This is a genomic window from Streptomyces sp. NPDC001108, assembly GCF_053598535.1.
Genome location: NZ_JBSFKL010000006.1, coordinates 288,009 through 311,558, shown reverse-complemented (window position 1 = coordinate 311,558; position 23,550 = coordinate 288,009). Strand labels below are relative to the sequence as shown.

The following is a 23,550-nucleotide window of genomic DNA, read 5'->3' as shown; positions in this document are numbered from 1 at the left end:
GGTACGGCCGGTAGACGCCGCCGACCGCCCGGGCGTCGATCCACGCCTGACCGTGGACACCGGCCGCCCCAGAACCCGCGGCTCTCGGCCCGGAGCATCGGTCCGGAGCACCGGGCCGGGCATCGGTCCGGGGTCTCGGTCTGGGGCATCGGTCCGGGAAAAGCGCGTATGGCGGCCGGCCCCTTCGGGTTTACTCGCGTACATGAACGAACGGACATCCCCCATACAGAACACCGGCCTGCTGGCCGGCCGGACCGTGATGATCACCGGAGCATCCAGCGGCATCGGCGAGGCCGCAGCCCGGCTGTTCGCCTCCGAGGGCGCGGCCGTCGTCCTCATGGCCCGCCGCGAGGACCGGCTGGAAACCCTGGCACGGGAGATCACGGCAACCGGCGGCCGGGCCACCCACAGCACCGGCGACGTGACACGCGCCGACGACGTCGAACGCGCCGTCACCACCGCCCTCGAGCACTTCGGCGGCCTCGACGGCGCCTTCAACAACGCCGGTTACGCCGGCTCCGTCTTCGGCCGGACCCACGAACTCCCCGAAGAGGACTTCGACCACATCATGGACATCAACGTACGCGGGACATGGAACTGCCTGCGCCACCAGATCCCCGCCATGCTCACACGCGGACACGGAGCAATCGTGAACACCGCCAGCTCGGCAGGACTCATCGCCACCGGCGCCCCCTCCCCCTACATCGCCGCCAAACACGCCGTACTCGGCCTCACCAAAGCCACAGCCGCCGAATACGGCAACCACAACATCCGAGTCAACTCCCTGATCGTAGGCACCACCCGAACCGAAATGATCAACACCGCCATCGAGAACGAACCCACCCTCGAAGAAACATTCATCACCCGCCAGATCCAAAAACGCATGGCCGAACCACACGAAATAGCCCACGCAGCCCTCTGGCTACTCAGCGACCACGCCTCCTTCGCCACCGGCAGCCACATCGCAGTCGACGGCGGCATCCTCGCCACCTAAACAACAACACCCCCACCCACACCGGCCGACCCCACCGGCCGACCCACCAGCCACGCGGACCACGGGCCGGCCTACGATCGCCACGGACCAGCCCCACCGACGACTGACCAGCCCACAACCCCAGCGCCACGGACCGGCCCACAACCCCAGTGCCACGGGGGCCCACAACCCCGGCGCCACGGGCCGGCCCGCCCCCCATCCCACCCGCCACCCACCACCACGAACCGGACACAACACGCCAGAAACAGGCACGGCACGTCAGAAACGGGCGGGTCAGGGGACGGGTGGGGCGGGTCAGGAAAGGGCCGGGGCGTCAGTCGGTGCGATCCACCCAGACATTCGCGACATACCCCGCACCCCAAGAATTCGAAACCACCGACGACTGACCAACCGGCGCCCACTCACCCAGGACCACGCGCTGCGGGAGTCTGGGATCGAGCGGATTGAGCACCGCATGGATCCGGTGCAGCCCCGTACCACTGGCACAGAAACTCGAAAGAGAGCCGCTCCCGGACGACACGGTGCAGTCACCAGGCACCGCCTGTGCAGCGGGCGCCACCGCCAACACCAAACCCGCCGCGGTCGCGGCCGCGGCGAAGGCCACAGCCGCGCTGGTGGCGCGCTTACGGGAAAGGGACTTCATGAACACGGGAAACTCCTTCGTCCGATGACAACACACGACGAAAAAGGGCGCATACACGGATGGAGCACGGAACAGAACAGAACCGGACCGGTCCGGCTTCCACAGGCGAAGTCCCATGGGGTACCACGGACAACGCAGACACCACGCCCACGACAACGGGTAACAGGTGATCGCCTGCCCGGTCGCACTCAGATCCTGCCCACGACCACGACACCCCGGCAAGACCTACACCACATCTGGTACAGACCAATCACGCCAACCACCCGGGCGCCCACGCGCCACCAGACCCCCCAACCCCGCGCCCCGGGATCCCATTTCCCGTGTCACCAGGTCCCGGAACCTGGTGACACGTGGCCGGGCGCAGGGCACACTGCACCGGATGGAACGACTACCGGTGGACATGCAGAACGTCACCGCGCGGCTGGTGCGCCGGTTCGGCCCTCGGGCCGCTCAATGGTGCGCCGACGCACCGGACGTCCTCGCGGAGCTGGCGTCCCGGTGGGGACTCGTCCTCGGTGGGCCCCTGCCGGACGGCGCCTCGTCACTCACACTGCGCTGCCGCCGGCCCGACGGCACACCCGCAGTACTGAAGATCACTCCGGAACGCGCCCTCCTGGCCGAACAGGCCCGGATCCTGGAGTGGTTCGCCCCCTCGGGCCGCGTGCCGTCCGTACTCGCCCTCGACGAGGAGGCAGGCGCGATGCTGCTGGAAGAGATCACGCCCGGGACACCGGCACAGAACATGCCCGCCGCCGCGCTCACGGAAGCATGGGCCGAACTCCTCACCGCCCTGCACAACGTGCCTTCCCCGCCCACACCCGTACGCACACTGCGCGAACGATGCCACGAAGCCTTCACCCGGGTCGGCAGACGCCTCTCCGAGCCCGCGATCAGCACACGCATCGACACCACCGCATGGAACAGGGCCACCCAGCGATGCGAACGGCTACTGGACACACAGACGACAACGGTGCTGCTCCACGGCGACCTCCACCCGGGCAACGCCCTCGACGGCGGCCAACACGGCCTCATGGCCATCGATCCCAAAGCCTGCACCGGTGACCCCTGCTACGACGCCGTCGACCTCGTCGTAGCAGGCGCCGGACTCGAAGGCATCAGCACCCGCTGCACACGCATCGCAGCGGCGTGCGGCCTCGACAACGACCGGCTCCACGCCTGGAGCCAGGTCATCGCCCCCTTCGCCGCCATCGCCCACCTCACCCACAGCGGTAACGAGGGACCAGCACTCGACGAACTACTCACCCTGACCCGATAGCCCACAAACCCGCACCCGACCAACCACTCACCCGCCCCCGCCGCCCGCGGGCCTGCCCCCGTGATCCCCGGGCGCCGTGGACCGGGAGGACGCAAGGCACACTCGGTGTGTCAGACGTTCCTGGCCCAGAGGATGATTTAACCCATGATTACGCTCAAGAAGGAAGACGGACCGGCCGACCTGGACGGGGTGACCCACCTGTCCATCGGGGTGTCCTGGGACCCGACCGCCGGCAGCAGCGGCGGAATGATGGGGATGCTCCGCCGCAAGTCCGGCACCGACCTCGACCTGATCGCCATCGCCATGCAGGACGGCGACCCGGTACGCCTGGCAGGACTCGACTCCCTCGACCCCATGGGCAACGGATCCCTCGTCCACAGCGGCGACAACCAGACCGGACACGGCGACGGTGACGACGAGACAGTCACGGTCGAGTTCGCCCGACTGCCACCCCACATCACCTCGATCGTCTTCATCGCCGCCGCCTACAAAAAGGGAAGCTCCTTCCAGAAAGCACGCAACATCAGCTTCAAGGTGTACGACGCAACCGGAGGGAGCTCCGAACAAGTCGCCGACATCTGGCCCAGCCTCCTCACCCAGGACAACGGCTGCGCCGTAGCCAAAGCCACCCGCACCGACAACACCTGGAAACTCGAAGTCATCAACACGACAGGCAAGATCAAACAAGGCAACGAACACGCACTCATGCGCTTCGCCACCACCAAATAACCCCCGCGTGGGGGCCTGACGCGTCCGCCCCGCGTACCGGCCCAGTGGACAGCCAGGCGGGTCCATACCGCATCCGGTGAGCAGTTCGAGGGCGACGGCCGGGCGGCTGAGGTAGGTGCGGGCCGCCCGGCCGGGCGCGTGGCCGCGGCCGGGCGGCTATGGAGTTCGGGGCCGGGTGGTTCAGCCGTTGCGGGTGTAGTGCTGGAGGTAGAGGAAGATCGACTTCCAGCCGGATCCGACGTTCACGATGTGCAGTTGACCGCCCGAGGGGCCGAAGTCCCAGGCGGCGATGCCCTCGACCTCGTCCCCGGGCTCCACGTCCTGGTGGAACTCGTAGGCGACCTGGCCGGAGCCGGTGTCGATGGAGTAGACGGACTTCGCCTTGTCGTCGACGGAGGCGTAGAGCCTGCCCTGCCACATCGCGGCGCCCTGGATCCGGCTCAGCGGCTGCGAGAGCTTCACCGTCCGCGCCACCGGGAGCACCGAGCCGGCCGGCAGGTTCAGCAGGTCCTCGAGGCGGTAGGCGACCAGGACGTCCGTGCCCCGGGCGGCATCGTGGTCCCAGGGCGAGGTGTAGACGAGTCCGGCCGCCGCGTCCACCGCGACCCATGGCACCCCGCCCGGCATCCGGTCCAGGGGCAGCTGCACGTAGCGGCCGGTGTAGCCGAGGCTGCCGGCGTCGTAGAGCGCCAGCAGCGGGTGCTGGTAGCCGTTCCTGCCGTCCTCGATCGGGGCGATCACGTAACCGCCGTAGTACTCCACGTCGCCTATGTGGTCGCTGCCGTACGTCGTGTACATGTCCCAGGGGATGGGGGTTGGTGACGAGGCGGTCTCGGAGTCGTTCGCGACGGCGGCCTTCACCATCCCGCCGGGTCCGGCGTAATAGAAGTACGTTCCGTCCGTCGCCACGCCCTGCCCGCGTTCCAGCGCGTTGAACCCGGTCCATCGTTCGTAATGCGCGGTTCGCGTCCAGTCCGCCGCGGCCGCGGCGGGAGATGCCGCGCTCCCGACAAGCATCGCGGCCGCGACCGCCGTGACCGCCGTGATCCTGCCGAGCTTCATCCGACCCCACCCTCCCTCTGTTCTGCGGTGCAGAACGCTGTTCCCAAAGGCGAATGGATTACAGCAGCGGCGAGCGAGAGCCGTCAACAGGCCTTACACAAACGGCAGTTGATGCACACCCGCCCAGCATCGGCGCTGCCCGGCACCTGGCCGGTACGACGCCGGCCCCCTTTCCGACCGTGCCGGTGAGGACCGCCGCGTGGACGGGGGGACGGTCCGCAGGCCCGGGACCGCGGGGTCCCGGCCCGGGCGGTTTGGCCGTGGGAGCCGTCCGGGCGGGGTTGTCAGGTTCCAGACATGCCGGTTTCGGACAGTGACCGGCTGTTCTTGATCCGGTGGCCGGACCCGCAGACTGGGCGTCGCCCTCGGGCGCCTCGTCCCGGGCGCCCCCGAAAGGAGACCTCGTGAAGAAGACCCTGTCCGTGGCAGCGAGTCTGGTCATCGCCGCGACCTGTGGCTTTGGCATGACGCTCCCCGCGCACGCGGCTGACACGACCGGCGTCACGGCCACGGCGGAACAGTCGCCGCGGGCCACTCTGGACCTCTCCTCCATGGACCCGCAGCACCAGGCCGTCGTCGACCGGATCCTGGCGAAACTGCCCGCCGACTGGGAGGCCCGCCTCCACGCCGCGAAGGCCAAGTACGGCCTGCAGGACGGACAGTGGCAGGAGATCCGCGACAGCGCGATCGACCCGGGCGACTACCAGTGCGCGACGACCGAACTGTCGCAGTACGCCAACGCCCTCCTGGACGGCGCCCAGGACCCGTGGAACATCTTCATCCTCTCGCTCTTCGGCGGGTTCGACATGCCCACCTACGACGCGCTGATCTACGGCAAGGAATCACCGTCGAACACGTTCGGTGTCAACGGCGAGTACACCCGGCAGCTCAACTCCGAGATGAAGAACCTCAAGAGGTTCTGGGACATCGACTCCGCACGCATCGAACTGATCCCCATGCACGGCGCGGACGTCTTCGCCAGCCCCGACCGGCTCTCGCGCACCCTGTCCGTGCTCTACGGCGGCACACCGCAGGAAAACCTCGATCTGGCCGACATGCTCATCGAACTGGTCGGCTCCGAACCGATCCTGCGGGGCGGCGCCAACCCGATCTTCACCTTCAACGCCTTCGCCTACAGCGAGAAGGACGACCCGCAGCCACTCGGCGTCACGGACCGCATCATCATGGGCGACGGCATCCTGCAGGGCATGACCAAGGTCAACCTGGGCGACATCGCACCACGCGGCATCCTGGGCCACGAGTTCGGCCACCACGTCCAGTACCAGAAGAACCTCTTCGAGAGCGACCTCACCGGCCCGGAAGCCACCCGCCGCACCGAACTCATGGCGGACGCCTTCGGCACGTACTACCTGACCCACTCCCGCGGCGAGTCACTGAACGCCGCCCGCGTCCTGAAGGCCGAGAAATCCTTCTACCAGGTCGGGGACTGCAGCTTCACCAGCTCCGGCCACCACGGCACACCCACCCAGCGCTACAACACGTCCAGGTGGGGCGCGGACATAGCCAACCAAGCACCGAACCAGGGGCACATCCTGCCCTCCCTCACCTTCGACAAGCTCTTCGAAGCCAAACTGCCCGACCTCGTCAAGCCCGACGCCGAGTAACGACCACCTCCCCCACGGACCAACTCCCGCCCCCAGGTTTCTCGTTGGTCCGGCCAGCCGCATCACGCAACGTTCGCCCTGCCGACGACCTGCTGGAGCTGCCGGTCGTCGGCAGGGTGGTTCCACCGGATGATGTAGCTCATGACAATCCCGGAACCGCCCAGACCGGATCCCAGCGCCAGGCGCTCCACCGGTCCGCCTGTGCGAACGGCCCGGCCCGGTCCTCGATCAGCGCGAGAGCCTGGGAGCGGGCGAGTTCCACGCAGCGATGTTCGGCGTCGGTGACGATGCCCAGGCGGCGGACGTGGGCGTACTCGTCCTCGTCCTTCCAGGTGAGGGTGGTCAGATCGGGGTCGATGACAAGGTCGACGGCAAGGTCGAAGGTGTCGAACCCGTCGTCGGTGCGGCGGGCCGGGTGCTCGAAGTTGACGTACCAGTTCCGCAGGCCGGCCGCGGTGAAGAAGGCGTTGACGCTGAACCACGCCGTCGGCGGCTTCCACAGCAGCAGCTCCGTGTCCCGCCAGACCCCGGGAACGAGTGCCCACTCCCTCTCCACCAAAGCGTCCAGCGCCCCGGTGTGGGATGCGTGGCCGTTGCCCGCGCGGGCAACGGAACGCGGCACGGGCCGACGGACCTGGGCCCCAGGGGCACAAGCCGTGACCAGAGCCTCGCCGGAGTCGGACAGGACCCGCAGGGCATGTTCGCTCCACACTCGCCCGGACCGGTGGACATCACGCCGGACAACGGTCGTTCCCGCGCCGAAACGCTTCGGCCGACCCCGGGTTCCGGGTTCTGATTCCATCGGCGCAGGGTACCGGGCGGCCCCTCCTCCCGCACCGCCGAGCAGGTGCGGCGCACGTGGGCGTGGTGTGGTGCCGGACGGCGGTTGGCCGGGCAAGGTTCAGCGGCCGCAGCGCGAGGGAGTCGGGGCGTACGAAGCAGACGGTGTTGCCGACCACGGCGGACATGCCGGGTCCGCGGCCCGACCGAGAGGTTCCGCCGTCAGGGGAGACCGCCGTCCAGCATCCGACGTCCGGCTCCCGGAACCCGGCACGGCGTCCAGTGCGGCTTCTCAGCCCTGGCAGATGCAGAAGGGGTGGCCGGCCGGGTCGGTGAGGACCCGTGCCCGGGTGGCGTCGTGCGGCTGGTGGTCCGGTCTGCCCGCGCCGAGTTCGAGCAGTTCCGCCTCGGCCGCGTCGAGATCGTCGACGTCGAAGCAGAGGTGCATCTGCTGGGGGACGGTCTGGCCGGGCCACTGCGGGGATCGGTAGTCGTCGACCCGCTGGAAGCCGATGAAGAGTCCGTCCCCCCGGGTCAGGCCCGCGAAGTCGGCGTCCGACGCCGGGTGCGGCTCGAAGCCGGTGGCCCGCCGGTAGAAGGCCGCCAGGGCCAGCGGGTCGGGGCAGTCGAACGTGACGGCGGTCAACTTCATCCTCGTGGGGACGGGCACGGCGGCTCCAGGGCGGTCGGTGAACTTCTACGGCCGGTAGCGAAGACTACGGGCCGAACACCGGGTCGGATTCCCGCCAGCGCCCGGCCCCGGCGCCCGCGAAGCTCCATGGCATGACACGACTTGAAGGAAAAGTTGCCCTGGTCACCGGCGGAAGCCGGGGCATCGGCGCCGCCGTCGCGCTGCGTCTGGCCGAAGCGGGCGCCGACACCGTCCTGACCTACGAGAACAACGCGGAACGCGCCGACGCCGTGGCCGGACGGATCAGGGCCGCGGGGCGCCGGGGCCTGGCCCTGCGCTCCGACAGCGCCCGGCCCGGGGCACCGGCCGCCGCGGTGGAGGAGGCGGTCGCGGCGTTCGGCAGGCTCGACATCCTGGTCAACAACGCCGCGGTCTTCCTCGTCGGACCCCTGGAGGACTGGGGAGCGGCGGAGATCGACCGCACCCTGGCGGTGAACGTCCGGGCCCCGTTCACCGCGGCCCAGGCCGCCGCCCGCCACATGGGTCCGGGCGGGCGCATCATCAGCATCGGCAGCAACGTCGCCGACCGCGCCCCCTTCCCGGGGCTGGCGCTGTACTCGATGAGCAAGACCGCCCTGGCGGGGATGACCCGGGGGCTGGCCCGGGAACTGGGCCCGCGGGGAATCACCGTGAACCTGGTGCACCCCGGCCCCACCGACACCGACGCCAACCCCGCCGACGGGCCGAACGCCCAGGCGATCGCGGGCCTGACCTCGGTGGGCCGCTACGCCCGGACCACCGAGATCGCGGCCACCGTCGCCCACCTCGCGGGCGAGGACGGCGCCTACATCACCGGGGCCGAACTCCATGTCGACGGCGGCTTCACCGCCTGACCCACGGAAGCAGCAGAAGAAGGGGGAGGGCCGGCGGCCCTCCCCCTCGTACTCTCCGCCCGGACCTCAGCCTGCGAACCGGGCCATCCACGCCTCGACGGCCTCCGCGGACCTCGGCAGCCCCGCCGACAGGTTCTCGTGACCGTCCTCGGTGACAAGGAGGTCGTCCTCGATCCGGACGCCGATGCCCCGCCACTCCTCGGGCACGGTCAGGTCGTCCGGCTGGAAGTACAGCCCCGGCTCCACGGTGAGCACCATGCCCGGCTCCAGCACCCCCTCGACGTACTCCTCGTTCCTGGCCTGCGCGCAGTCGTGGACGTCCAGGCCGAGCATGTGGCCGGTGCCCGCCATTGTGAACCGGCGCTGCAGGCCCAGCTCGTACGCGCGGTCGGCCGGACCCTCGATGTAGCCCCACTCGACCAGCCGGGCCGCCAGGTGGCGCTGGGACGCCTCGTGGAAGTCGCGGTAGGCGGCACCCGGCTTGACCGCCGCCATGCCGGCCTCCTGCGCCTCGTACACCGCGTCGTAGACCTCGCGCTGCACGGGGGTGAAGGTGCCGCTGATCGGGAGGGTGCGGGTGACGTCGGCGGTGTAGAGGGTGTCCGTCTCCACCCCGGCGTCGAGCAGGAGGAGCTCGCCCGGGCGCACCGGGCCGTCGTTGTTCGTCCAGTGCATGATCGTGGCGTGGTCGCCCGCGGCGCAGATCGTGCCGTAGCCGACGGCGTTGCCCTCCAGCCGGGCCCGGCGGAAGAACGTGCCCTCGATCCACCGCTCGGAGGAGGCGACCGCCTTGGAGAGTTCACCGATGACGTCGGTGAATCCGCGGACGGTGGAGTCCACGGCCTTGCGGAGTTCGCCGATCTCCCAGTCGTCCTTGACCAGACGGAGGGCGTCGAGCGCCTCCTCCAGCTCGGCGTCGCGGTCCTCGTCGGTGGTGACGGCGGCCTCCAGGGCCGGGTCGATGCCGCGGACGATCCTGGTCGGGGCGGTGGAGGCGGCCAGATCCTCGGCCGCGGTGCGCACGTCCCGGCAGGGCAGTCCGAGGACGGTCTGCGACTCGGCCAGGGAGCGGCGTCGGCCCATCCACAGTTCGGCCGTGGAACCGGTCCAGAACTCGTTGTTGTCGCGGCCGTCGCGCGGCAGCTGGTAGCAGTAGGCGTCGTGGCCGCCGTCCGCGCGGGGTTCGAGGACGAGCGCGCCGTCGCGGGCCTGGTCCCCGGTCATGTGGACGTAGCCCGAGTACGCCCGGAAGGGATAGGTGTCGTCGTTGGAGCGGACCTTGAGGTTCCCCGAGGGGACGACGAGGCGCTCGCCGGGGAAACGCGCGGAGAGCGCGGCACGGCGGCGGGCCGCGTGCGGGGCCTGCGCGTCGGGGGTCAGATCGTGCCGTTCGGTGTCCGCCCAGCCGGTACGCATCAGCGCGGACAGTTCCTCGGAGATCCCTGCGTAGAGACCGTTCTTGCGGCCTTTCGCCACGGCGTACACCTTTCTTCTCATCCGCATCCCGGGGATGCCGGGGGTTCGTGGAGTGCCGGAAATTCCCGTGAGCCCCGGGGTTCCCGGGGCCCGGGGGTCGCGGGCGGGTGTCCGCCGTCCGGCGGCGGTTTCCCGGACGCTACCGGGAAATGCCCGTGCGGGGAGCCGAGGAGTGCCACTGGCACGGATCGGTCACGGCGTGGTGCGCGGAGGCCGACAATGGGCGCATGAGGATGGAGAACGCGGAGCCCGGCGAGGCGCTCCGGATGCTGGGGATCAAGCCCGCCTCGGTCCGGGTCTACCTGGCGCTGCTGGAGCTGGCACCGGCCTCGTTGGGCGCGGTCGGCGAGGCGGCCGGGCTGGAGGGCGAGGAGCTGGCCGGGGCGTACGGTGCGCTGGTCGCGGCGGGGCTGGCCAGCGCCGCCGGGAAGGACGGGGACGTGGTGGCCCCGGTACCGCCCGCCGCGGGGCTGGAGATCCTCGCCCGGCACCGGGCGGCCGAGATCGAGGAGTCGCGGATCGCCGTCGGGGGCGCGTTCGAATCGTTCAGGCGCCACCGGCTGGCCGCGTACAACGACGATCTCGTGGAGGTCGTCACGGGTGAGGCGGTCGGGCCGCGGATGCGGCAGGCCTGGGCCAGCGCCCGGGAACAGATCCGGCAGTTCGAGTCACCGCCGTACTTCCCGATGCCGGAGACCACCGACGACGCGCTGGCCACGCTGGCACGCGGGATCACGCAGCGCGTCGTGTACTCGCGGGAGTCGCTGGAGCATCCGGGACACCTGGCGGAGGTCATCGAGCCGTGTGTCCGCGCCGGTGAGCAGGCCCGGGTGATGCCGTCGGTCCCGGTCAAACTCGTGATCATCGACGAGGCGTACGCCCTGGTGTCGTTGTCGATCCGGGAGGCCGACGTGCACAACACGATGCTGGTGGTACAGCCGTGCGGTCTGCTGTCCGCGCTGATCGCACTGTTCGAACAGTCCTGGGCCGGGGCCCTGCCGCTGCACGGGCGCACCACCCGCCCGGGCGGCCTGCCGCCCGCCGACCGGCGGCTGCTGTGGCTCCTGGCGGGCGGGGCCGGGGACGACGTGATCGCCCGGGAACTGGGCATCAGCCGTCGCACGCTCTTCCGCCGGCTACAGGTTCTGATGGCCCGGCTGGGCGCGGCGAACCGTTTCCAGCTGGCCCTCCAGGCACAGCGGTCGGGCTTGCTGTGAACCGGGGGCGGGGTGGTCAGTACGTCTGGATCTCCAGCAGGTTGCCGTCCGGGTCGCAGAGATACGCCGCGCGCAGTCCCCATCCCGGCAGATCACTGGCCGGCGCGACCGTGCGGGCACCGTGCGCGAGGCACAGGGCGACGGCCTCGTCCAGGGCGGCGGCGTCCGCGACCGGCAGGACGAGGACCGTACCGCCGGCCGTCGGGGCACCGGGCACCGCGGTGGTGAACACGTCCCGCCGGATCACGGCGAAAGCGGTATCGCCCCGAGGGGTGTCCCAGCTGGCGTATCCGGAGGCGGCGTCGCCGCGTGCGGGCACGTGTCCGGCCAGTGCGGGCAGTACGGCCGCGTAGAAGGCGAAGGCGGCCGGGTAGTCGTCGGTGAGCACGCGCGGGTAGAGGGCGGGCATGGGGCTCACCCTACGGGAGCCGCCGGTTTCGCGGGGCCGTTCGGTGCCCCCGCGAGGGCGCGGGAAGGCGCTCGGGGGTTCAGCCGTCGGTCAGGGTGGCGGCGAGGAGGGGCAGCAGGCGGTCCCAGTGGCGCTGGAGCCCGGCGGCGTCGTAGGCGTCGGTGTCGGCCATGGTGAAGCCGTGGACGGTGCCGGGATAGATCTCGGAGGTGTGGTCGACCCCCGCGGCGTCCAGGTCCCGGCCGAGCGCGTCGAGGTCCTGGGGGGTCAGGTCGCCCTCGGCGTGGCCGAGATGGACCCGGGCGGTGACCGGGGCGAAGAGGCCGGGACCGTCGGCGGCCACGGGTGCGTGGAACGCGGCGACGGCCGCGACGCGGCCGGGGTGGGCCGCGGCGGTCCGCATCGCCAGGAGGCCGCCGAAGCAGTAGCCGGTCACCCCGACCGGTCCGGGGGCGACCTCGGGGCGGGCGGTGAGGAAGTCGAGGTAGGCGTCGGCGTCGCTCAGCGTGCGTTCCGCGGTGTGCTCCTTGATCAGGGGCATCAGCCGACTGATGAGTTCGTCGCGGTCCTTCTCCCCGATGTGCTCGGGAAGCCGGACCACCGGTGCCGGGCCGGTGCGGTGGAAGACGTTGGGGACGAGGACGAAGTAGCCGTGCCCGGCCAGTTCGCGGGCCATCTCCCGCAGGACGGGCCGGATCCCGAAGGCGTCCATGTACATCAGCACACCGGGATGGCGCCCGCCGTCACCGGGGTGGGCGGCGAAGGCGTCGGCCGTGCCGTCCGCGGTGGGGATCTGCAGTGTTTCGGTACGCATGGGTCTCCTGCCGAGGCTGATGGGTCGGGCCGCCCGGGGCGGCGCGGAGTGACATTTCATCAGGTCTCGGTCCGGAAACGCCACGAACCCATATGGGCACTTTGTCCGTGCGCCGTGCCACAGAAAGTCCGCTTCAAGATCAATCTTGACGATTCTTAATCATTTGGTTATCCAGTAGTGGATTTTCGGCCATTGTGGCTGCATATCGTCATCAGGCGGGTTCCGGAGGGGAGTTCGTACGGCTCGGACAAGAGGGAGGGGCGGAGCGATGGCATCCGCGACCGTCGACGGATTCAGCCTGGGGTTCGTGACCCCGGTCGCCGGATTCCTGGTGGCATGGCTGGGCGGTGCCCTCGGGCTGCGGTGCACGAACCGGTCGATGCACAGCGGGGGCGGCGCGAAGGCGGGCTGGCTCGCGCTCGGCTCCACGTCGATCGGGGTCGGGATCTGGACGATGCACTTCATCGCGATGCTCGGCTTCAGCGTGGCGGAATCACCCATCACCTACGACGGCCCGCTGACCGCGGCGAGTCTGGTCGTGGCGGTCACCGTCGTGGGCATCGGCATCTTCACCGTCGGCTACCTGGGGGCCCGGCGGCCGGCGCTGGTGACGGCCGGTGTGCTGATGGGCCTGGGCATCGCGGGCATGCACTACCTCGGCATGGCGGCGATGCACGTGGGGTCCGGGGTGACGTACGCCATGCCTCTGGTCGTGCTGTCCGTCGTGATCGCGGTCGCCGCATCGACCGCCGCGCTGTGGTCGGCGATGTCGGCGTACGGGTTCCGGGCGAGCCTGCGGGCCAGCCTGATCTTCGGCGTCGCGGTCGCCGCGATGCACTACACCGGAATGGCCGCACTCGACGTGGAACCGGGCGCGGGACACGGCTCGCACAGCGGCGGCATGACAGGCACACAGCTCCTCGTACCCATGCTCCTGGGCCCCGCGGTGTTCCTCGTCATCGCCGCGGCGATCGTGATGTTCGACCCCGTCCTCATGCTCGGTCATGAGTGGAACGGCGCCCCGGGCACCCGCCCGTCCGGCGCCACCTCCACCGCCACGCCCCAGCGGCACACCGCCCGGCGGAAGACCCGGCGGCAGAAGGCGGGCAGCGGCCTGTAAAGGAGCGCGGGCAGGCCAGCGTCGCACCGCTGGACCGGCGAGGCGGTGTTCATGTCCTGGCGGAGCCCGACGGATTCGAGGTTCCCGCGCGGCCTCCGCGGAGTCACTCCGGCCAGTCGGAGTGACGGATGACCTCCACGAAGTCGCCTCGGCGGAAGCCGGGGACGAAGTGGGCCAGTACATCGGCCTTGACGTTGCCGAAGGTGGTGTCGGGGCGGTCCTTGATGCCGTCGGTGAACGCGGCGAGGATGCGGTTCTTGAAGTCGGGGCGGGGGTGGGCGGCGACCACGGCGGCGCGCTGCTCGTCGGTGACCGCCTGGTAGCCGATTCCCAGGACGTCGAGTTCGACGCCACGGGTGACCAGGGCGATCTCGGGGTCCATGTGGAGGGGGATCTCGGGTGTGGTGTGCAGGGCGATGGCGGTCCACACCCGCTGGGCCGGTTCGCCGGTGATGCCGTGGGCGTGGAGGAAGCGGCGGGCCTCGTCCGCGCCGTCGATCTCGAAGCGCTGGTCGGTACGGGCGTAGCGGGTGGTCAGGCCGAGGTCGTGGAACATCGCCCCGATGTAGAGCAGCTCCGGGTCGAAATCCAGTCCCTGCTGGGCACCGCGCAGGGCCCCGAAGAGGAACACGCGGCGCGAGTGGTCGAACAGGAGCGGAGTGGCGGCCTCGCGCACCAGCTCGGTCGCCTCCTTCGCCAGAGCGCTGTCGGGGATGCGTACGCCCGCGATCGTCCGGGCGGTCTGGGTGGTCATGGCGGGTCTCCCTCGGGGTGTGGTCCGTGGTCCTCTCCACGGTCCCGCGCGGTCTAGGCTGGCGCCATGTCTCTGCGGCCACGCACCCCTCGGATCCGGACATGACGCGGCGGGTCGGGTTCCTCGTCTTCGACGCGGTGACCCTGCTCGACGTCAGTGGTCCGCTGGAGGTCTTCGACCAGGCGGCGCGACGCGGCCACGGTTACGGAACGTTCCTGGTCTCCCCGCACGGCGGCCCCGTCACCACGTCCGCCGGGGTCGTGCTGGCGGCCACCGCCGCGCCCGGGGACGTGGGAGAGCTGGACACCCTGGTGGTCGCCGGGGCCGACCGTCTCGCGGGCCAGGGGGTGGACGGGGCGTTGCTGGAGGCGGCCGGGGTGCTGGCCGGGCGGGCGCGGCGGGTGGCGTCCGTATGCACGGGGGCGTTCGTCCTGGCCGGGCTCGGGCTGCTCGACGGGCGCCGGGCCACCACGCACTGGCGGCATGCCCGGGCGTTGGCCCTGCGCCATCCCCGGGTGCGGGTCGAGGCCGACGCGCTCCATGTCCGTGACGGTCGTTTCCACACCAGTGCGGGGATCAGTGCCGGGATCGATCTCGCGCTGGCGCTGGTGGAGCGGGACCACGGTCCCGAGGCGGCGCGCGGGATCGCCCGTGAGCTGGTGGTGTTCATGCAGCGGCCGGGCGGGCAGTCCCAGTTCTCCGCCGCTCTGGCCACACCGCCGGTCCGGGGTGACCTGCTGCGTTCCCTGACCGCTGCCGTGCTGGCCGACCCGTCCGCCGATCACAGCCCGTCCACGATGGCCGCCACCGCCTGCGTGAGCACCCGCCATCTCTCCCGGCTCTTCCGGGCCGAGCTGCGGACCACCCCGGCGCGCTGGGTCGAGCGGGTCCGGCTGGACCGTGCCCGGCAGCTCCTTCTGGACGGTCACGGCATCACCTCGGCCGCCCGGCTGAGCGGTCTGGGCAGCGACGAGACGCTGCGCCGGGTCTTCGCCCGGCATCTGGGCATCACGCCCACCGAGTACCGCAGGCGTTTCGGGACCACCGACCAGCCCGGCCTCTGAGCAGCACCCTCCCCTTCTGCCCCGGTGGGTCAACTATGCCTAGCAGAAGGGTGGTTGAAAGGGTACGGAGGTGCGTAGTTTCGGTGGCATGGCTGATGAGTGCTTCACGGATCCGGTACTGGCCGCGCTCTACGATCCGCTCGATCCCGACCGGAGCGATCTCGACGCCTATCTGGACATGGTGCGGGAGTTCGGGGCGCGGCGGGTGCTGGATGTCGGCTGCGGGACGGGCGTGTTCGCGCTGCTGCTGGCCGGCCGGGGTGTCGAGGTCACCGGTGTCGAACCGGCCCTGGCGTCCCTCGAGGTAGCGCGGGGCAAGCCGGGCGGCGGGCGGGTGCGGTGGGTCCACGGGGACGCGACGGTGCCGCTGCCGGTGCGGGCGGACCTGGTGACGATGACGGCGAACGTCGCCCAGGCCATCACCGGTCCCCGGGACTGGGAGCTGACGCTGCGGCATGCGTTCGATGCGCTGGAGCCGGGCGGGCGGCTGGTCTTCGAGACCCGTGATCCGGCCCGGCGCGCCTGGGAGGAGTGGACGCGGGAGCGGTCGTGGAGCGTGGTGGAGGTCGCCGGGACCGGGCCGGTGGAGAGCTGGGTGGACCTGGTGGAGGTGGCGCTGCCGCTGGTGACGTTCCGCTCGACCTGTGTGTTCGCGGACGGGCGGGTGATGACCTCGGACTCGACGCTGCGGTTCCGGGAACGGGACGAGATCGGGGAGGCGCTGGCCGCGCAGGGCTATGTGGTGGACGAGGTGCGTGACGCGCCGGACCGGCCGGGCCGGGAGTTCGTGTTCGTGGCACGCCGCCCCTAGGAACGGCGGTCCGCCGGACGGTGCCCACGGGGGCTTCTTCCGGCGGACCGGGGACCGTGTACCGGCCGGGTGTCAGTTGAACTCGTCCGGGTCGGGGCCGGTGCGCAGACCCCGGTCGGTGGCGGCGATGGCGGCCATGTCGTCGTCGGTGAGGGTGAAGTCGAAGACGTCGAGGTTCTGGCGGATGCGGGCCGGGGTGACGGACTTGGGGATGACGATGTTGCCGAGCTGGAGGTGCCAGCGCAGGACGACCTGGGCGGGGGACTTGCCGGTGCGGTCGGCGATCGCGGTGATCTCCGGGTCGTTCAGGACGGCGCCCTGGGCGAGCGGGCTCCACGCCTCGGTGGCGATGCCGTGCTGGGCGTGGAAGGCGCGCAGTTCGGCCTGCTGGAGGCCGGGGTGCAGCTCGACCTGGTTGACCGCGGGGACGAGGTCGCTGGTGTCCAGGAGGCGCTGGAGGTGGGAGGGCTGGAAGTTGGAGACGCCCGCGGCCCGGATGCGGCCGTCTGCGGCGAGCTTCTCCAACGCCTTCCAGGTGTCGGCGTAGAGGTCGCGGGCGGGGGTGGGCCAGTGGATCAGGTAGAGGTCCACGTGGTCCAGGCCCAGCTTGGCGAGGCTGGCGTCGAAGGCGCGCAGGGTGGCGTCGTGGCCCTGGTCGGCGTTCCAGAGCTTGGTGGTGACGAACAGGTCCTCGCGGGGCAGGCCGGAGGCGGCGAGGGCGCGGCCGACGCCGGCCTCGTTGCCGTAGATCGCCGCGGTGTCGATGCTGCGGTATCCGGCTTCCAGGGCGGCGGAGACGGCGGTGGTGGTCTCGTCGTCGGGGACCTGGAAGACGCCGAAGCCGAGCTGGGGGATCTCGACGCCGTTGTTCAGCTTCACGGTGGGAACGTTGCCGGTCATGGTGGTTCGCTTCCTTGCTGTCGTGGGGGTGGGGATCGGAATGGGAGAGGGAGTGTGGGGGGGTCAGCCGTGGACGGCGACCGGGGCCGGAGCGTCGGCGGGAGCAGGGCCGTCGGCGGGCACGGCCGCGGGGGTGCGGCGTTCCAGGGCGGCGGACCAGAAGGCGAGGCCGAGGGCCGCGGCCGCCAGCAGCGCGCCGACCCAGTTCGGGGCGGTCCAGCCGAGCCCTGCGGCGATGACCATGCCGCCGAGCCAGGCGGCGAGCGCGTTGCCGAGGTTGAACGCGCCGATGTTGACGGCGGAGGCCAGGGTGGGGGCGCCGTGGGCGTGGTCCAGGACGCGCTTCTGCAGCGGCGGGACGGTCGCGAAACCGAGGGCGCCCACGAGCAGGATCGACACGGCGGCGGCGACCTTGTCGTGCGCGGTGAAGGTGAACAGGCCGAGCACGACGGCCAGACCGCCGAGGGTCGTGTAGAGCATCGGCATCAGCCGGCGGTCGGCGAAGCGGCCGCCGAGGAGGTTGCCGAGGAACATGCCGACGCCCAGCAGGGCCAGCAGCCAGGTGACCGCGCCGTCCGAGTAACCCGCCACGTAGGTCATCATCGGGGCGATGTAGGTGATCGCGGCGAAGACGCCGCCGAAGCCGAGCACGGTCATCGCCATCGCGAGGAGTACCTGCGGGTTGCGGAACGCGGTCAGTTCCCGGCGCAGGCGGGCGCCCTCGGGACGCGGCAGGGCGGGCACCAGCCGGGCGATGCCGAGCAGACCGACGACGCCGAGCGCGGCGACCGCCGCGAAGGTGGTCCGCCAGCCCACGGCCTGGCCGATGAAGGTGCCGGCCGGTACGCCGACGATGTTCGCGACGGTGAGCCCGGTGAACATGGTGGCGATCGCACCCGCCTTCTTCTCCGGGGCGACCAGTTCGGCCGCGACCACGGAGCCGATCCCGAAGAACGCCCCGTGGGCGAACGAGGCCACGACGCGGCCCGCGAACATGACCCCGAAGCTCGGCGCGACGGCGGACAGCAGGTTGCCGGCCGTGAACAGGACCATGAGCAGCATGAGCATCGTCTTGCGGCTGATCCTGGTGCCGAGGACCGTCATCAGCGGTGCGCCGATGACGACGCCTGCCGCGTAACCGGTGACGAGGAGCCCCGCGGTGGGGACGGACACGCCGTAGTCGGCGGCGATCTGGGGCAGGAGACCCATCACCACGAACTCGGTGGTGCCGATCCCGAAAGCCCCTACGGCCAGGGCGAGGAGTGCGAGCGGCATGGGAGCGGCCCTCCATACGGATTGCTTGTGCGCCTTACGGGACACGACAATAGTTGCATACGCGCGATAAATGCAAACGCGGGCATTCGTCTATGGCCGTGGACCTTGGGCGGGTGGCATCCGTCGGCACCTCCAAGACGCGTCGTGGCGGGGCAGGCGGGGCCTCAGCCGGCGAAACCGCCCCGGGGCTGGATGATCTCCAGGTTGGTGCCGTCCGGGTCGTTGAAGTACGCGACCCTGGTCCCCAGCGCCGCGTCCGGAGTCACCTAGCCCGCCACGAAGGTGTAGTCGTCGCCGAGGAAGCCGTACCCGGCCTCCTTCATCCGCCGGTACACCGCGTCGAAGTCGTCGACCCGGAAGCACAGGTGCACCGAGCCCGGACGGTTGGCCATCCCTCCCGTCCGCTCGCCCCGCGGCTCCTGGAACTCGATGAGGTCGATGCCGAGGCCGTTGTCCAGGTTGATCGTGGCGTAGCGGAGTTTCGCGGTGGGCAGCCCCTGCGACCTGCCGAACGGGTCACTGTGCATGGTCTCGCCCGCGACGACGGGCTCCCGCCCGGTCAGGGCCCGGTAGAACGCGACCGAGACGTCCAGATCGGCGACCGAGATCCCGACATGGGCGGCCCGGGTGAGGTTCATCGCAGCGCCGGAAACGGCCATGGTCATCCCCTTCGTCTCGCACCCTTAGGGCCCGTCCGGCGCCCGGGGCACGGCGGCCCTGGGAACAGGGCGGCTGAAACCGATTGTCCCGGCCCCGGCGGATCCCGCATCTCCTCCGGCCACACCCCGTCACCGCCGGAGCACCGGGGTGCCCGTTCCTTGCAGGGGCGGCATACCGCTCCTCGCGGATTGCCCCGGTCCAGGGCTTACCCTGGTCCGTGTCGCACCGGGAAACGGGAAAGGAACCCATCCCCATGACCGCCACGGACCACTCGCTGACCGCCCTCGCCAACGGATGGGCCGCTCTGTCATTCCTGCACGGCAAGATCGAGGCGCACATCGAGCGGGCACTGCAGTCCGGGCACGACCTGAGCGTCCGGGAGTACTCCCTGCTCGACGTGCTCAGCCGCCAGCACGACGGAGAGGGCGGCCATCTGCAGATGAAGCAGGTGGCCGACGCGGTCGTGCTCAGCCAGAGCGCCACCACCCGCCTGGTGACCCGGCTGGAGGACCGCGGCCTGCTGGCCCGCTATCTCTGCCCGACCGACCGGCGCGGCATCTACACCAACGTCACCGAGGACGGGCTGCGGCTCCTCGAAGAGGCCCGGCCGACCAATGACGCGGCGCTGCGCGAGGCGCTGCGCGAGGCCGCCGACAACCCCGAACTCGCCCCGCTGGTCGCGGTCGTGGAGGCGGTGACCCCGCCCTCGCACGCCACCGTGTGACCGGCCGACCCGGGCCACCGCCGGCTGAACCACCACACCACCCCGGGGCGCGTGGTTCACCCTTCGGCCGGGTCCGGCAGCCCACGGCCCCGTTCGGAGCACTGCCGGAGGTACTGGGCCAGTACGTCCGGCAGTGCGCGGCCGCCCGGCACCCAGGCCGCGTATCCGTCCGGTCGCACGAGCACCGCGTCGAACGGCAGGGGCGTCACGGGCCGGGCCCGGACCACCCGCACGGCCCCTTCCCACCCCCGGGCCTCCTCCGCGTGACGGTCGCTCTCCCCGCCGAGCAGCAGGAGCAGCGGCCCGCCGCCACGCAGCAGCGTGATCACATCGGTCTCGCCGTCCGGGGTGTCCAGCACCAGGTTGCTCAGGAACTCCCCCGTGCCCCTCGGCCCCTCATGGCCGGGGAGCACCGTGTCCTGGGCGCTGATCATCGCGCCGAGACGCCCCTGCGCGCGATCCGCCGGCAGCATGGCGGTGAACACCTCGCGCAGCGCGTCCAGTTCGGGCCCGGGCCGCATCAGCGCGAGCTGCGCCCGGGTCTGTTCCACGATGCGCCCGGCGGCCGGGCGGCGCTCGGCGTCGTAGGTGTCCAACAGCCCTGCGGCTACCCGGCCGTTGACGGCCAGGGCCAGTTTCCACCCCAGGTTGAGGGCGTCGAGCACCCCGGCGCTCAAGCCCTGGCCGCCGATCGGGAAATGGACATGTGCCGCGTCCCCCGCCAGGAAGACCCGTCCGGCGCGGAAGTCCCGGGCCACCCGGGAGAAGTCGCTGAATCTGCTGAGCCACTGCGGATCGCCCATTCCGATGTCCCGGCCCGCCAGCCAGGACACCTCACCGCGCAGTTCCTCCAGTACGGGCGGCGCCTGTCGGCCGGCGAAGGCACCGGAACAGTTCAGTGTCCGCAGATGCGTGCGGCCGTCGGCGGTGTGCTTGGCGACGATCCAGCCGCGTGGCGTCTGGTGCCACCCCGGGGCGAGGTCGTCGGGCCGCGCGAGAGTCACCGTGCCCGCCAGGGCGGAGACCGTGGCCTCGTGGGTGTCGGACGCGATGCCCACGAGGTCACGCACCGTACTGCGTGCTCCGTCCGCTCCCACCGCGTACCGGCCCGTACGGACCGTCGTCCCGTGCGGCCCCTCGGCCGTGACCCGGACCCCGTCGGCCCCCTGGGAGACCCCCGTCACCCGGTACCCGCGCAGCACCCGGGCCCCGGCCTCGCGCGCCCGTGCCTCGAAATGCCGTTCCAGCTCGGCCTGAACGCACTTGAGGACCGGGGCGGGCTCGTTCGCCGGGGTCGTGATGGCCAGTCCCGGCAGACCCGCGAAATGGAACGGGCTCTCCCCCGGTCCGTCCCGGTACGCGCGCACGGGTCCCGGCAGGTGCCCGCGCCGAGCGAGAATCTGCACCGCCCGGGCATGCAGCGTGGTCGCCCTCGGCCAGTCCGACACGGCGCCGCCCGACTCCAGCAGTACGGTGTCGACCCCGTACCCGGCGAGCTCGGCGGCTAGCAGCATTCCGACCGGGCCCCCGCCGACGACCACGACCTCCGCCCCCGCCGTTTCCTCCCCACGCACCACGACACACCCGGCCCTTCACCCCACCGCACACCGCGGAACAACACTGGACGGACCATTCATACCTCCGCCCTCCGCCTCCCCCGTCGGCGGGGCGGGGGCGCGACGAAGGTCAGGCCTGGAGGCCGGGCGGGGAGGCGGCCGTGCCCGTCAGGTACGCGGCGGCCAGGGCGGTGAGCTCTTCGACCAGCTCCTCGCGGGGGATGGCCGGGCGGTCGAGTACCCAGCGCACACTGAGCGCCTCCATCGCGGCGACGAGCACCCAGGCGCGCGTGGTCCCCCGGCCGGCCGGTGGGGTGTGGCCCGCCACATAGGCCGAGCACAGATCCTGGACGCGGCGGCGCAGGCTGTGGAGGTGGTCCCCGTGAAAGCCGGGCGGCACCTCCTCGACCACAACGCGAAGGAGTCGCGAGTCGTGCTCGACGGCGCGGAGCAGCGCTTCGACGACGCTGGGGATCAGCCGCTCGGACGGCTGGTCGAGCTGGTCGGCGAGCGAGGCCGCGATCCGGTCGCCGGTCTCGGCCCAGTACCGCTCCATGATCATGACGAGCAGCTCGTCCTTGTCACGAAAGTACTGGTAGAGGGAGCCGGGGCTGATGTCCGCCTCGGCGGCGACCCGGGTCGTCGCGAACCGGGCGTAGCCGTCTCGGGCCAGGACCGTCCGCCCCGCCTCGACGATCCGCTCGACCATCTGCCGTGACCGCTCCTGCCGGGGCGTCCTGCGCATACACGAATTGTATGCGAATGATTACTCGCGTTACAACGGTCGGTATGACACGGAGCGACGCGGCACGTGGCGAGGGGCGGTTTCCGGGCCGGTTCCGGGAGGCCGAGGAGCGCGGGCGCAGGATCGCCCGTCCGCTCCTGTGGCTGACGGGGATCGGCGGAGAGGTCGACGAGGAGTTGATGGAGCGGCTGGGGGCGGCCCTTCTGCAGCGGGACGAGCCCGGCGCCGCCCTGGCCGGGGCCATGGGGCTCCCGGACGGGACGGCGGGCCGGGTGACGCGGGCCCAGGTGGGTGCGGCCTTGCGCGCGGCGCCGGACATGCCCGAGGGACTGCCCGAGGCTCTGCGGTCGTTCCTGGAGCGGGTGGTCGCCGTGCCGGACTGGGTGGACTGGGGGCGGGTGGAGTCGGGGGCGGCGACGTTCCGTTCGCTGGGGCGCAACAGTGGTGACGTACTGACCCTTCTCTCGTTGGTCGGTGGATACCGGTTCGGCGGTCCGGCGGATCTGCTGGTACTCACCGGCGGGCTGGCGGACGGGCGGACGCTGCGGCGGCTGGGCGAGACGGCCGCCTGGTCCCACGCGGTGACGCGTCCGGGCGGGCTGCGTCCGGGGGCCGAGGGCTGGCGTCTGACGGTCCATGTGCGGGTGATGCACGCGCTGGTCAACGCCCGTTTCGCGGCGCGGTGGGACACCGGGCGGTGGGGCCGCCCGATCAGCCAGGCCGACCAGGCGGCCACGCTCGGGCTGTTCGACGCGACGGTGATCGCGGGGTGCCTGATGCTGGGGGTGCGGCTGACCCGGCGGCAGCGCGACGACCTCATGCACCTGTGGCGGTACGTCGGCTGGCTGATGGGCGTGGCGCCGCAGTGGCTGACCGACGACGAGTACGTCCGGCACCGGTGGAACTACCACATCCTGCTGGCCGCGGGTGGCCAGAGCAGGGCCGGTCAGGAACTGGCCCGACTGACGATGGACGCCCAGGCCGAGCGCGCCTTCGGGCACCGCGCCCCGGCCGTGGAGCGGCTCCATCAACGCTACGAGCGGGCCCGGCAGCTGAGCATGCTCACCGCTTTCGTGGGGCTGCCGGGCATGCGCGACCTGGGCCTGCGCCCCAGGCTGCCGTGGGCCGTGCCGCTCGCGCAGACGAGGAACGTCGTGCGCTACCGGGTCCTCGGCTCGCTGCCCGGAGGCCGGCACCGGCTGGAGGAGCGCGGGGCCCGGGCGCAGAGCGAGTACCTGGCGTCGCTGTTCCCCGGCGGCGACGACGCCGCGGTGGCCCGGCTTCCGGAATCAGCGTGACGCACCCCGCGGTCGTCCGCGCAGGGACTCCGGTACGGCCGGATGTGCGGCGTGGCGGGGTGACGCCCGGGGCTTTCCCTCGCGTTCCGGTACG

25 protein-coding genes are annotated in these 23,550 nt (G+C 71.2%); 11 read left to right on the top strand and 14 right to left on the bottom strand.

Annotated elements, in window-relative coordinates:
- The first annotated feature begins 202 nt into the window (after window positions 1-202).
- Window positions 203-994, top strand: coding sequence for an SDR family NAD(P)-dependent oxidoreductase (locus ACWC97_RS16795; RefSeq protein ID WP_450649980.1), 792 nt, complete (start codon window positions 203-205; stop codon window positions 992-994).
- Between the two features lie 313 nt (window positions 995-1,307).
- Here ACWC97_RS16795 and ACWC97_RS16790 read toward each other — a convergent pair whose 3' ends face one another.
- Window positions 1,308-1,637: a hypothetical protein gene (locus ACWC97_RS16790; protein WP_450650096.1), complete on the bottom strand. Its 330-nt coding sequence runs from the start codon at window positions 1,635-1,637 to the stop codon at window positions 1,308-1,310.
- A 400-nt stretch (window positions 1,638-2,037) separates the two neighbouring features.
- Between ACWC97_RS16790 and ACWC97_RS16785 the strand changes: the two genes are divergently transcribed.
- Both ACWC97_RS16785 and ACWC97_RS16780 read left to right on the top strand, forming a co-directional pair.
- Window positions 2,038-2,913: an aminoglycoside phosphotransferase family protein gene (locus tag ACWC97_RS16785; RefSeq protein WP_450650094.1), complete on the top strand. Its 876-nt coding sequence runs from the start codon at window positions 2,038-2,040 to the stop codon at window positions 2,911-2,913.
- A 144-nt stretch (window positions 2,914-3,057) separates the two neighbouring features.
- Window positions 3,058-3,642 (top strand): TerD family protein, encoded by a 585-nt coding sequence (locus tag ACWC97_RS16780; protein ID WP_352281108.1) that lies wholly within the window; start codon window positions 3,058-3,060, stop codon window positions 3,640-3,642.
- A 180-nt stretch (window positions 3,643-3,822) separates the two neighbouring features.
- Here the strand turns inward: ACWC97_RS16780 and ACWC97_RS16775 are convergent, their stop codons facing one another.
- The gene (locus ACWC97_RS16775; RefSeq protein ID WP_450649978.1) at window positions 3,823-4,704 is read right to left on the bottom strand and encodes a hypothetical protein; all 882 of its coding nucleotides are present in this window, start codon (window positions 4,702-4,704) and stop codon (window positions 3,823-3,825) included.
- 404 nt (window positions 4,705-5,108) lie between these two features.
- Here ACWC97_RS16775 and ACWC97_RS16770 point away from each other — a divergent pair, with 404 nt between their 5' ends.
- Window positions 5,109-6,329, top strand: coding sequence for a neutral zinc metallopeptidase (locus ACWC97_RS16770; protein WP_352281112.1), 1,221 nt, complete (start codon window positions 5,109-5,111; stop codon window positions 6,327-6,329).
- Window positions 6,330-6,468: 139 nt separating this feature from the next.
- On the opposite strand, the gene ACWC97_RS16765 is transcribed toward ACWC97_RS16770, so the two are convergent.
- Both ACWC97_RS16765 and ACWC97_RS16760 read right to left on the bottom strand, forming a co-directional pair.
- Window positions 6,469-6,951 (bottom strand): DUF402 domain-containing protein, encoded by a 483-nt coding sequence (locus tag ACWC97_RS16765; RefSeq protein WP_450649975.1) that lies wholly within the window; start codon window positions 6,949-6,951, stop codon window positions 6,469-6,471.
- A 450-nt stretch (window positions 6,952-7,401) separates the two neighbouring features.
- Window positions 7,402-7,761 (bottom strand): VOC family protein, encoded by a 360-nt coding sequence (locus ACWC97_RS16760; protein WP_352281135.1) that lies wholly within the window; start codon window positions 7,759-7,761, stop codon window positions 7,402-7,404.
- Window positions 7,762-7,892: 131 nt separating this feature from the next.
- Between ACWC97_RS16760 and ACWC97_RS16755 the strand changes: the two genes are divergently transcribed.
- Entirely contained in the window at window positions 7,893-8,633 is a 741-nt protein-coding gene (locus ACWC97_RS16755) for an SDR family NAD(P)-dependent oxidoreductase (protein WP_450649973.1), read from the top strand.
- 66 nt (window positions 8,634-8,699) lie between these two features.
- On the opposite strand, the gene ACWC97_RS16750 is transcribed toward ACWC97_RS16755, so the two are convergent.
- On the bottom strand, window positions 8,700-10,136 hold the full coding sequence (locus ACWC97_RS16750; RefSeq protein ID WP_352281117.1) for an aminopeptidase P family protein: 1,437 nt from the start codon (window positions 10,134-10,136) through the stop codon (window positions 8,700-8,702).
- A gap of 206 nt (window positions 10,137-10,342) precedes the next feature.
- On the opposite strand from ACWC97_RS16750, the gene ACWC97_RS16745 reads away from it, so the two are divergent.
- The gene (locus ACWC97_RS16745; protein WP_352281137.1) at window positions 10,343-11,326 is read left to right on the top strand and encodes a LuxR family transcriptional regulator; all 984 of its coding nucleotides are present in this window, start codon (window positions 10,343-10,345) and stop codon (window positions 11,324-11,326) included.
- Between the two features lie 16 nt (window positions 11,327-11,342).
- Here the strand turns inward: ACWC97_RS16745 and ACWC97_RS16740 are convergent, their stop codons facing one another.
- Both ACWC97_RS16740 and ACWC97_RS16735 read right to left on the bottom strand, forming a co-directional pair.
- Window positions 11,343-11,735 (bottom strand): glyoxalase/bleomycin resistance/extradiol dioxygenase family protein, encoded by a 393-nt coding sequence (locus tag ACWC97_RS16740; protein WP_450649971.1) that lies wholly within the window; start codon window positions 11,733-11,735, stop codon window positions 11,343-11,345.
- A gap of 79 nt (window positions 11,736-11,814) precedes the next feature.
- The gene (locus tag ACWC97_RS16735; RefSeq protein ID WP_450649969.1) at window positions 11,815-12,549 is read right to left on the bottom strand and encodes a dienelactone hydrolase family protein; all 735 of its coding nucleotides are present in this window, start codon (window positions 12,547-12,549) and stop codon (window positions 11,815-11,817) included.
- A gap of 268 nt (window positions 12,550-12,817) precedes the next feature.
- Between ACWC97_RS16735 and ACWC97_RS16730 the strand changes: the two genes are divergently transcribed.
- On the top strand, window positions 12,818-13,669 hold the full coding sequence (locus tag ACWC97_RS16730) for an MHYT domain-containing protein (protein ID WP_450649967.1): 852 nt from the start codon (window positions 12,818-12,820) through the stop codon (window positions 13,667-13,669).
- 103 nt (window positions 13,670-13,772) lie between these two features.
- Here ACWC97_RS16730 and ACWC97_RS16725 read toward each other — a convergent pair whose 3' ends face one another.
- Window positions 13,773-14,423: an HD domain-containing protein gene (locus tag ACWC97_RS16725; protein ID WP_352281125.1), complete on the bottom strand. Its 651-nt coding sequence runs from the start codon at window positions 14,421-14,423 to the stop codon at window positions 13,773-13,775.
- Between the two features lie 101 nt (window positions 14,424-14,524).
- On the opposite strand from ACWC97_RS16725, the gene ACWC97_RS16720 reads away from it, so the two are divergent.
- Complete coding sequence (locus tag ACWC97_RS16720) at window positions 14,525-15,487, top strand: GlxA family transcriptional regulator (RefSeq protein ID WP_450649965.1); 963 nt, start codon at window positions 14,525-14,527, stop codon at window positions 15,485-15,487.
- 88 nt (window positions 15,488-15,575) lie between these two features.
- Window positions 15,576-16,298 (top strand): class I SAM-dependent methyltransferase, encoded by a 723-nt coding sequence (locus tag ACWC97_RS16715; protein WP_450649963.1) that lies wholly within the window; start codon window positions 15,576-15,578, stop codon window positions 16,296-16,298.
- A gap of 72 nt (window positions 16,299-16,370) precedes the next feature.
- Here the strand turns inward: ACWC97_RS16715 and ACWC97_RS16710 are convergent, their stop codons facing one another.
- The 4 genes from ACWC97_RS16710 to ACWC97_RS16695 form a co-directional block, all read right to left on the bottom strand.
- Window positions 16,371-17,198 (bottom strand): aldo/keto reductase, encoded by an 828-nt coding sequence (locus ACWC97_RS16710; protein WP_385212199.1) that lies wholly within the window; start codon window positions 17,196-17,198, stop codon window positions 16,371-16,373.
- A 63-nt stretch (window positions 17,199-17,261) separates the two neighbouring features.
- Entirely contained in the window at window positions 17,262-18,473 is a 1,212-nt protein-coding gene (locus ACWC97_RS16705; protein WP_450649961.1) for an MFS transporter, read from the bottom strand.
- A gap of 164 nt (window positions 18,474-18,637) precedes the next feature.
- Window positions 18,638-18,739, bottom strand: coding sequence for a VOC family protein (locus ACWC97_RS16700; RefSeq protein ID WP_450649959.1), 102 nt, complete (start codon window positions 18,737-18,739; stop codon window positions 18,638-18,640).
- Window positions 18,740-19,132, bottom strand: a complete 393-nt coding sequence (locus tag ACWC97_RS16695) for a VOC family protein (RefSeq protein WP_450649957.1) — start codon at window positions 19,130-19,132, stop codon at window positions 18,740-18,742.
- Window positions 19,133-19,386: 254 nt separating this feature from the next.
- Between ACWC97_RS16695 and ACWC97_RS16690 the strand changes: the two genes are divergently transcribed.
- Entirely contained in the window at window positions 19,387-19,857 is a 471-nt protein-coding gene (locus ACWC97_RS16690) for a MarR family winged helix-turn-helix transcriptional regulator (protein WP_352278689.1), read from the top strand.
- 56 nt (window positions 19,858-19,913) lie between these two features.
- On the opposite strand, the gene ACWC97_RS16685 is transcribed toward ACWC97_RS16690, so the two are convergent.
- Together ACWC97_RS16685 and ACWC97_RS16680 are read right to left on the bottom strand one after the other, a co-directional pair.
- Complete coding sequence (locus ACWC97_RS16685; RefSeq protein WP_450649955.1) at window positions 19,914-21,431, bottom strand: FAD-dependent monooxygenase; 1,518 nt, start codon at window positions 21,429-21,431, stop codon at window positions 19,914-19,916.
- A 112-nt stretch (window positions 21,432-21,543) separates the two neighbouring features.
- Window positions 21,544-22,158 (bottom strand): TetR/AcrR family transcriptional regulator, encoded by a 615-nt coding sequence (locus ACWC97_RS16680; protein ID WP_352278692.1) that lies wholly within the window; start codon window positions 22,156-22,158, stop codon window positions 21,544-21,546.
- A gap of 44 nt (window positions 22,159-22,202) precedes the next feature.
- Here ACWC97_RS16680 and ACWC97_RS16675 point away from each other — a divergent pair, with 44 nt between their 5' ends.
- A complete protein-coding gene (locus tag ACWC97_RS16675) occupies window positions 22,203-23,456 on the top strand; it encodes an oxygenase MpaB family protein (protein WP_450649953.1) in 1,254 nt (417 codons plus the stop codon).
- Window positions 23,457-23,550: the final 94 nt, after the last annotated feature.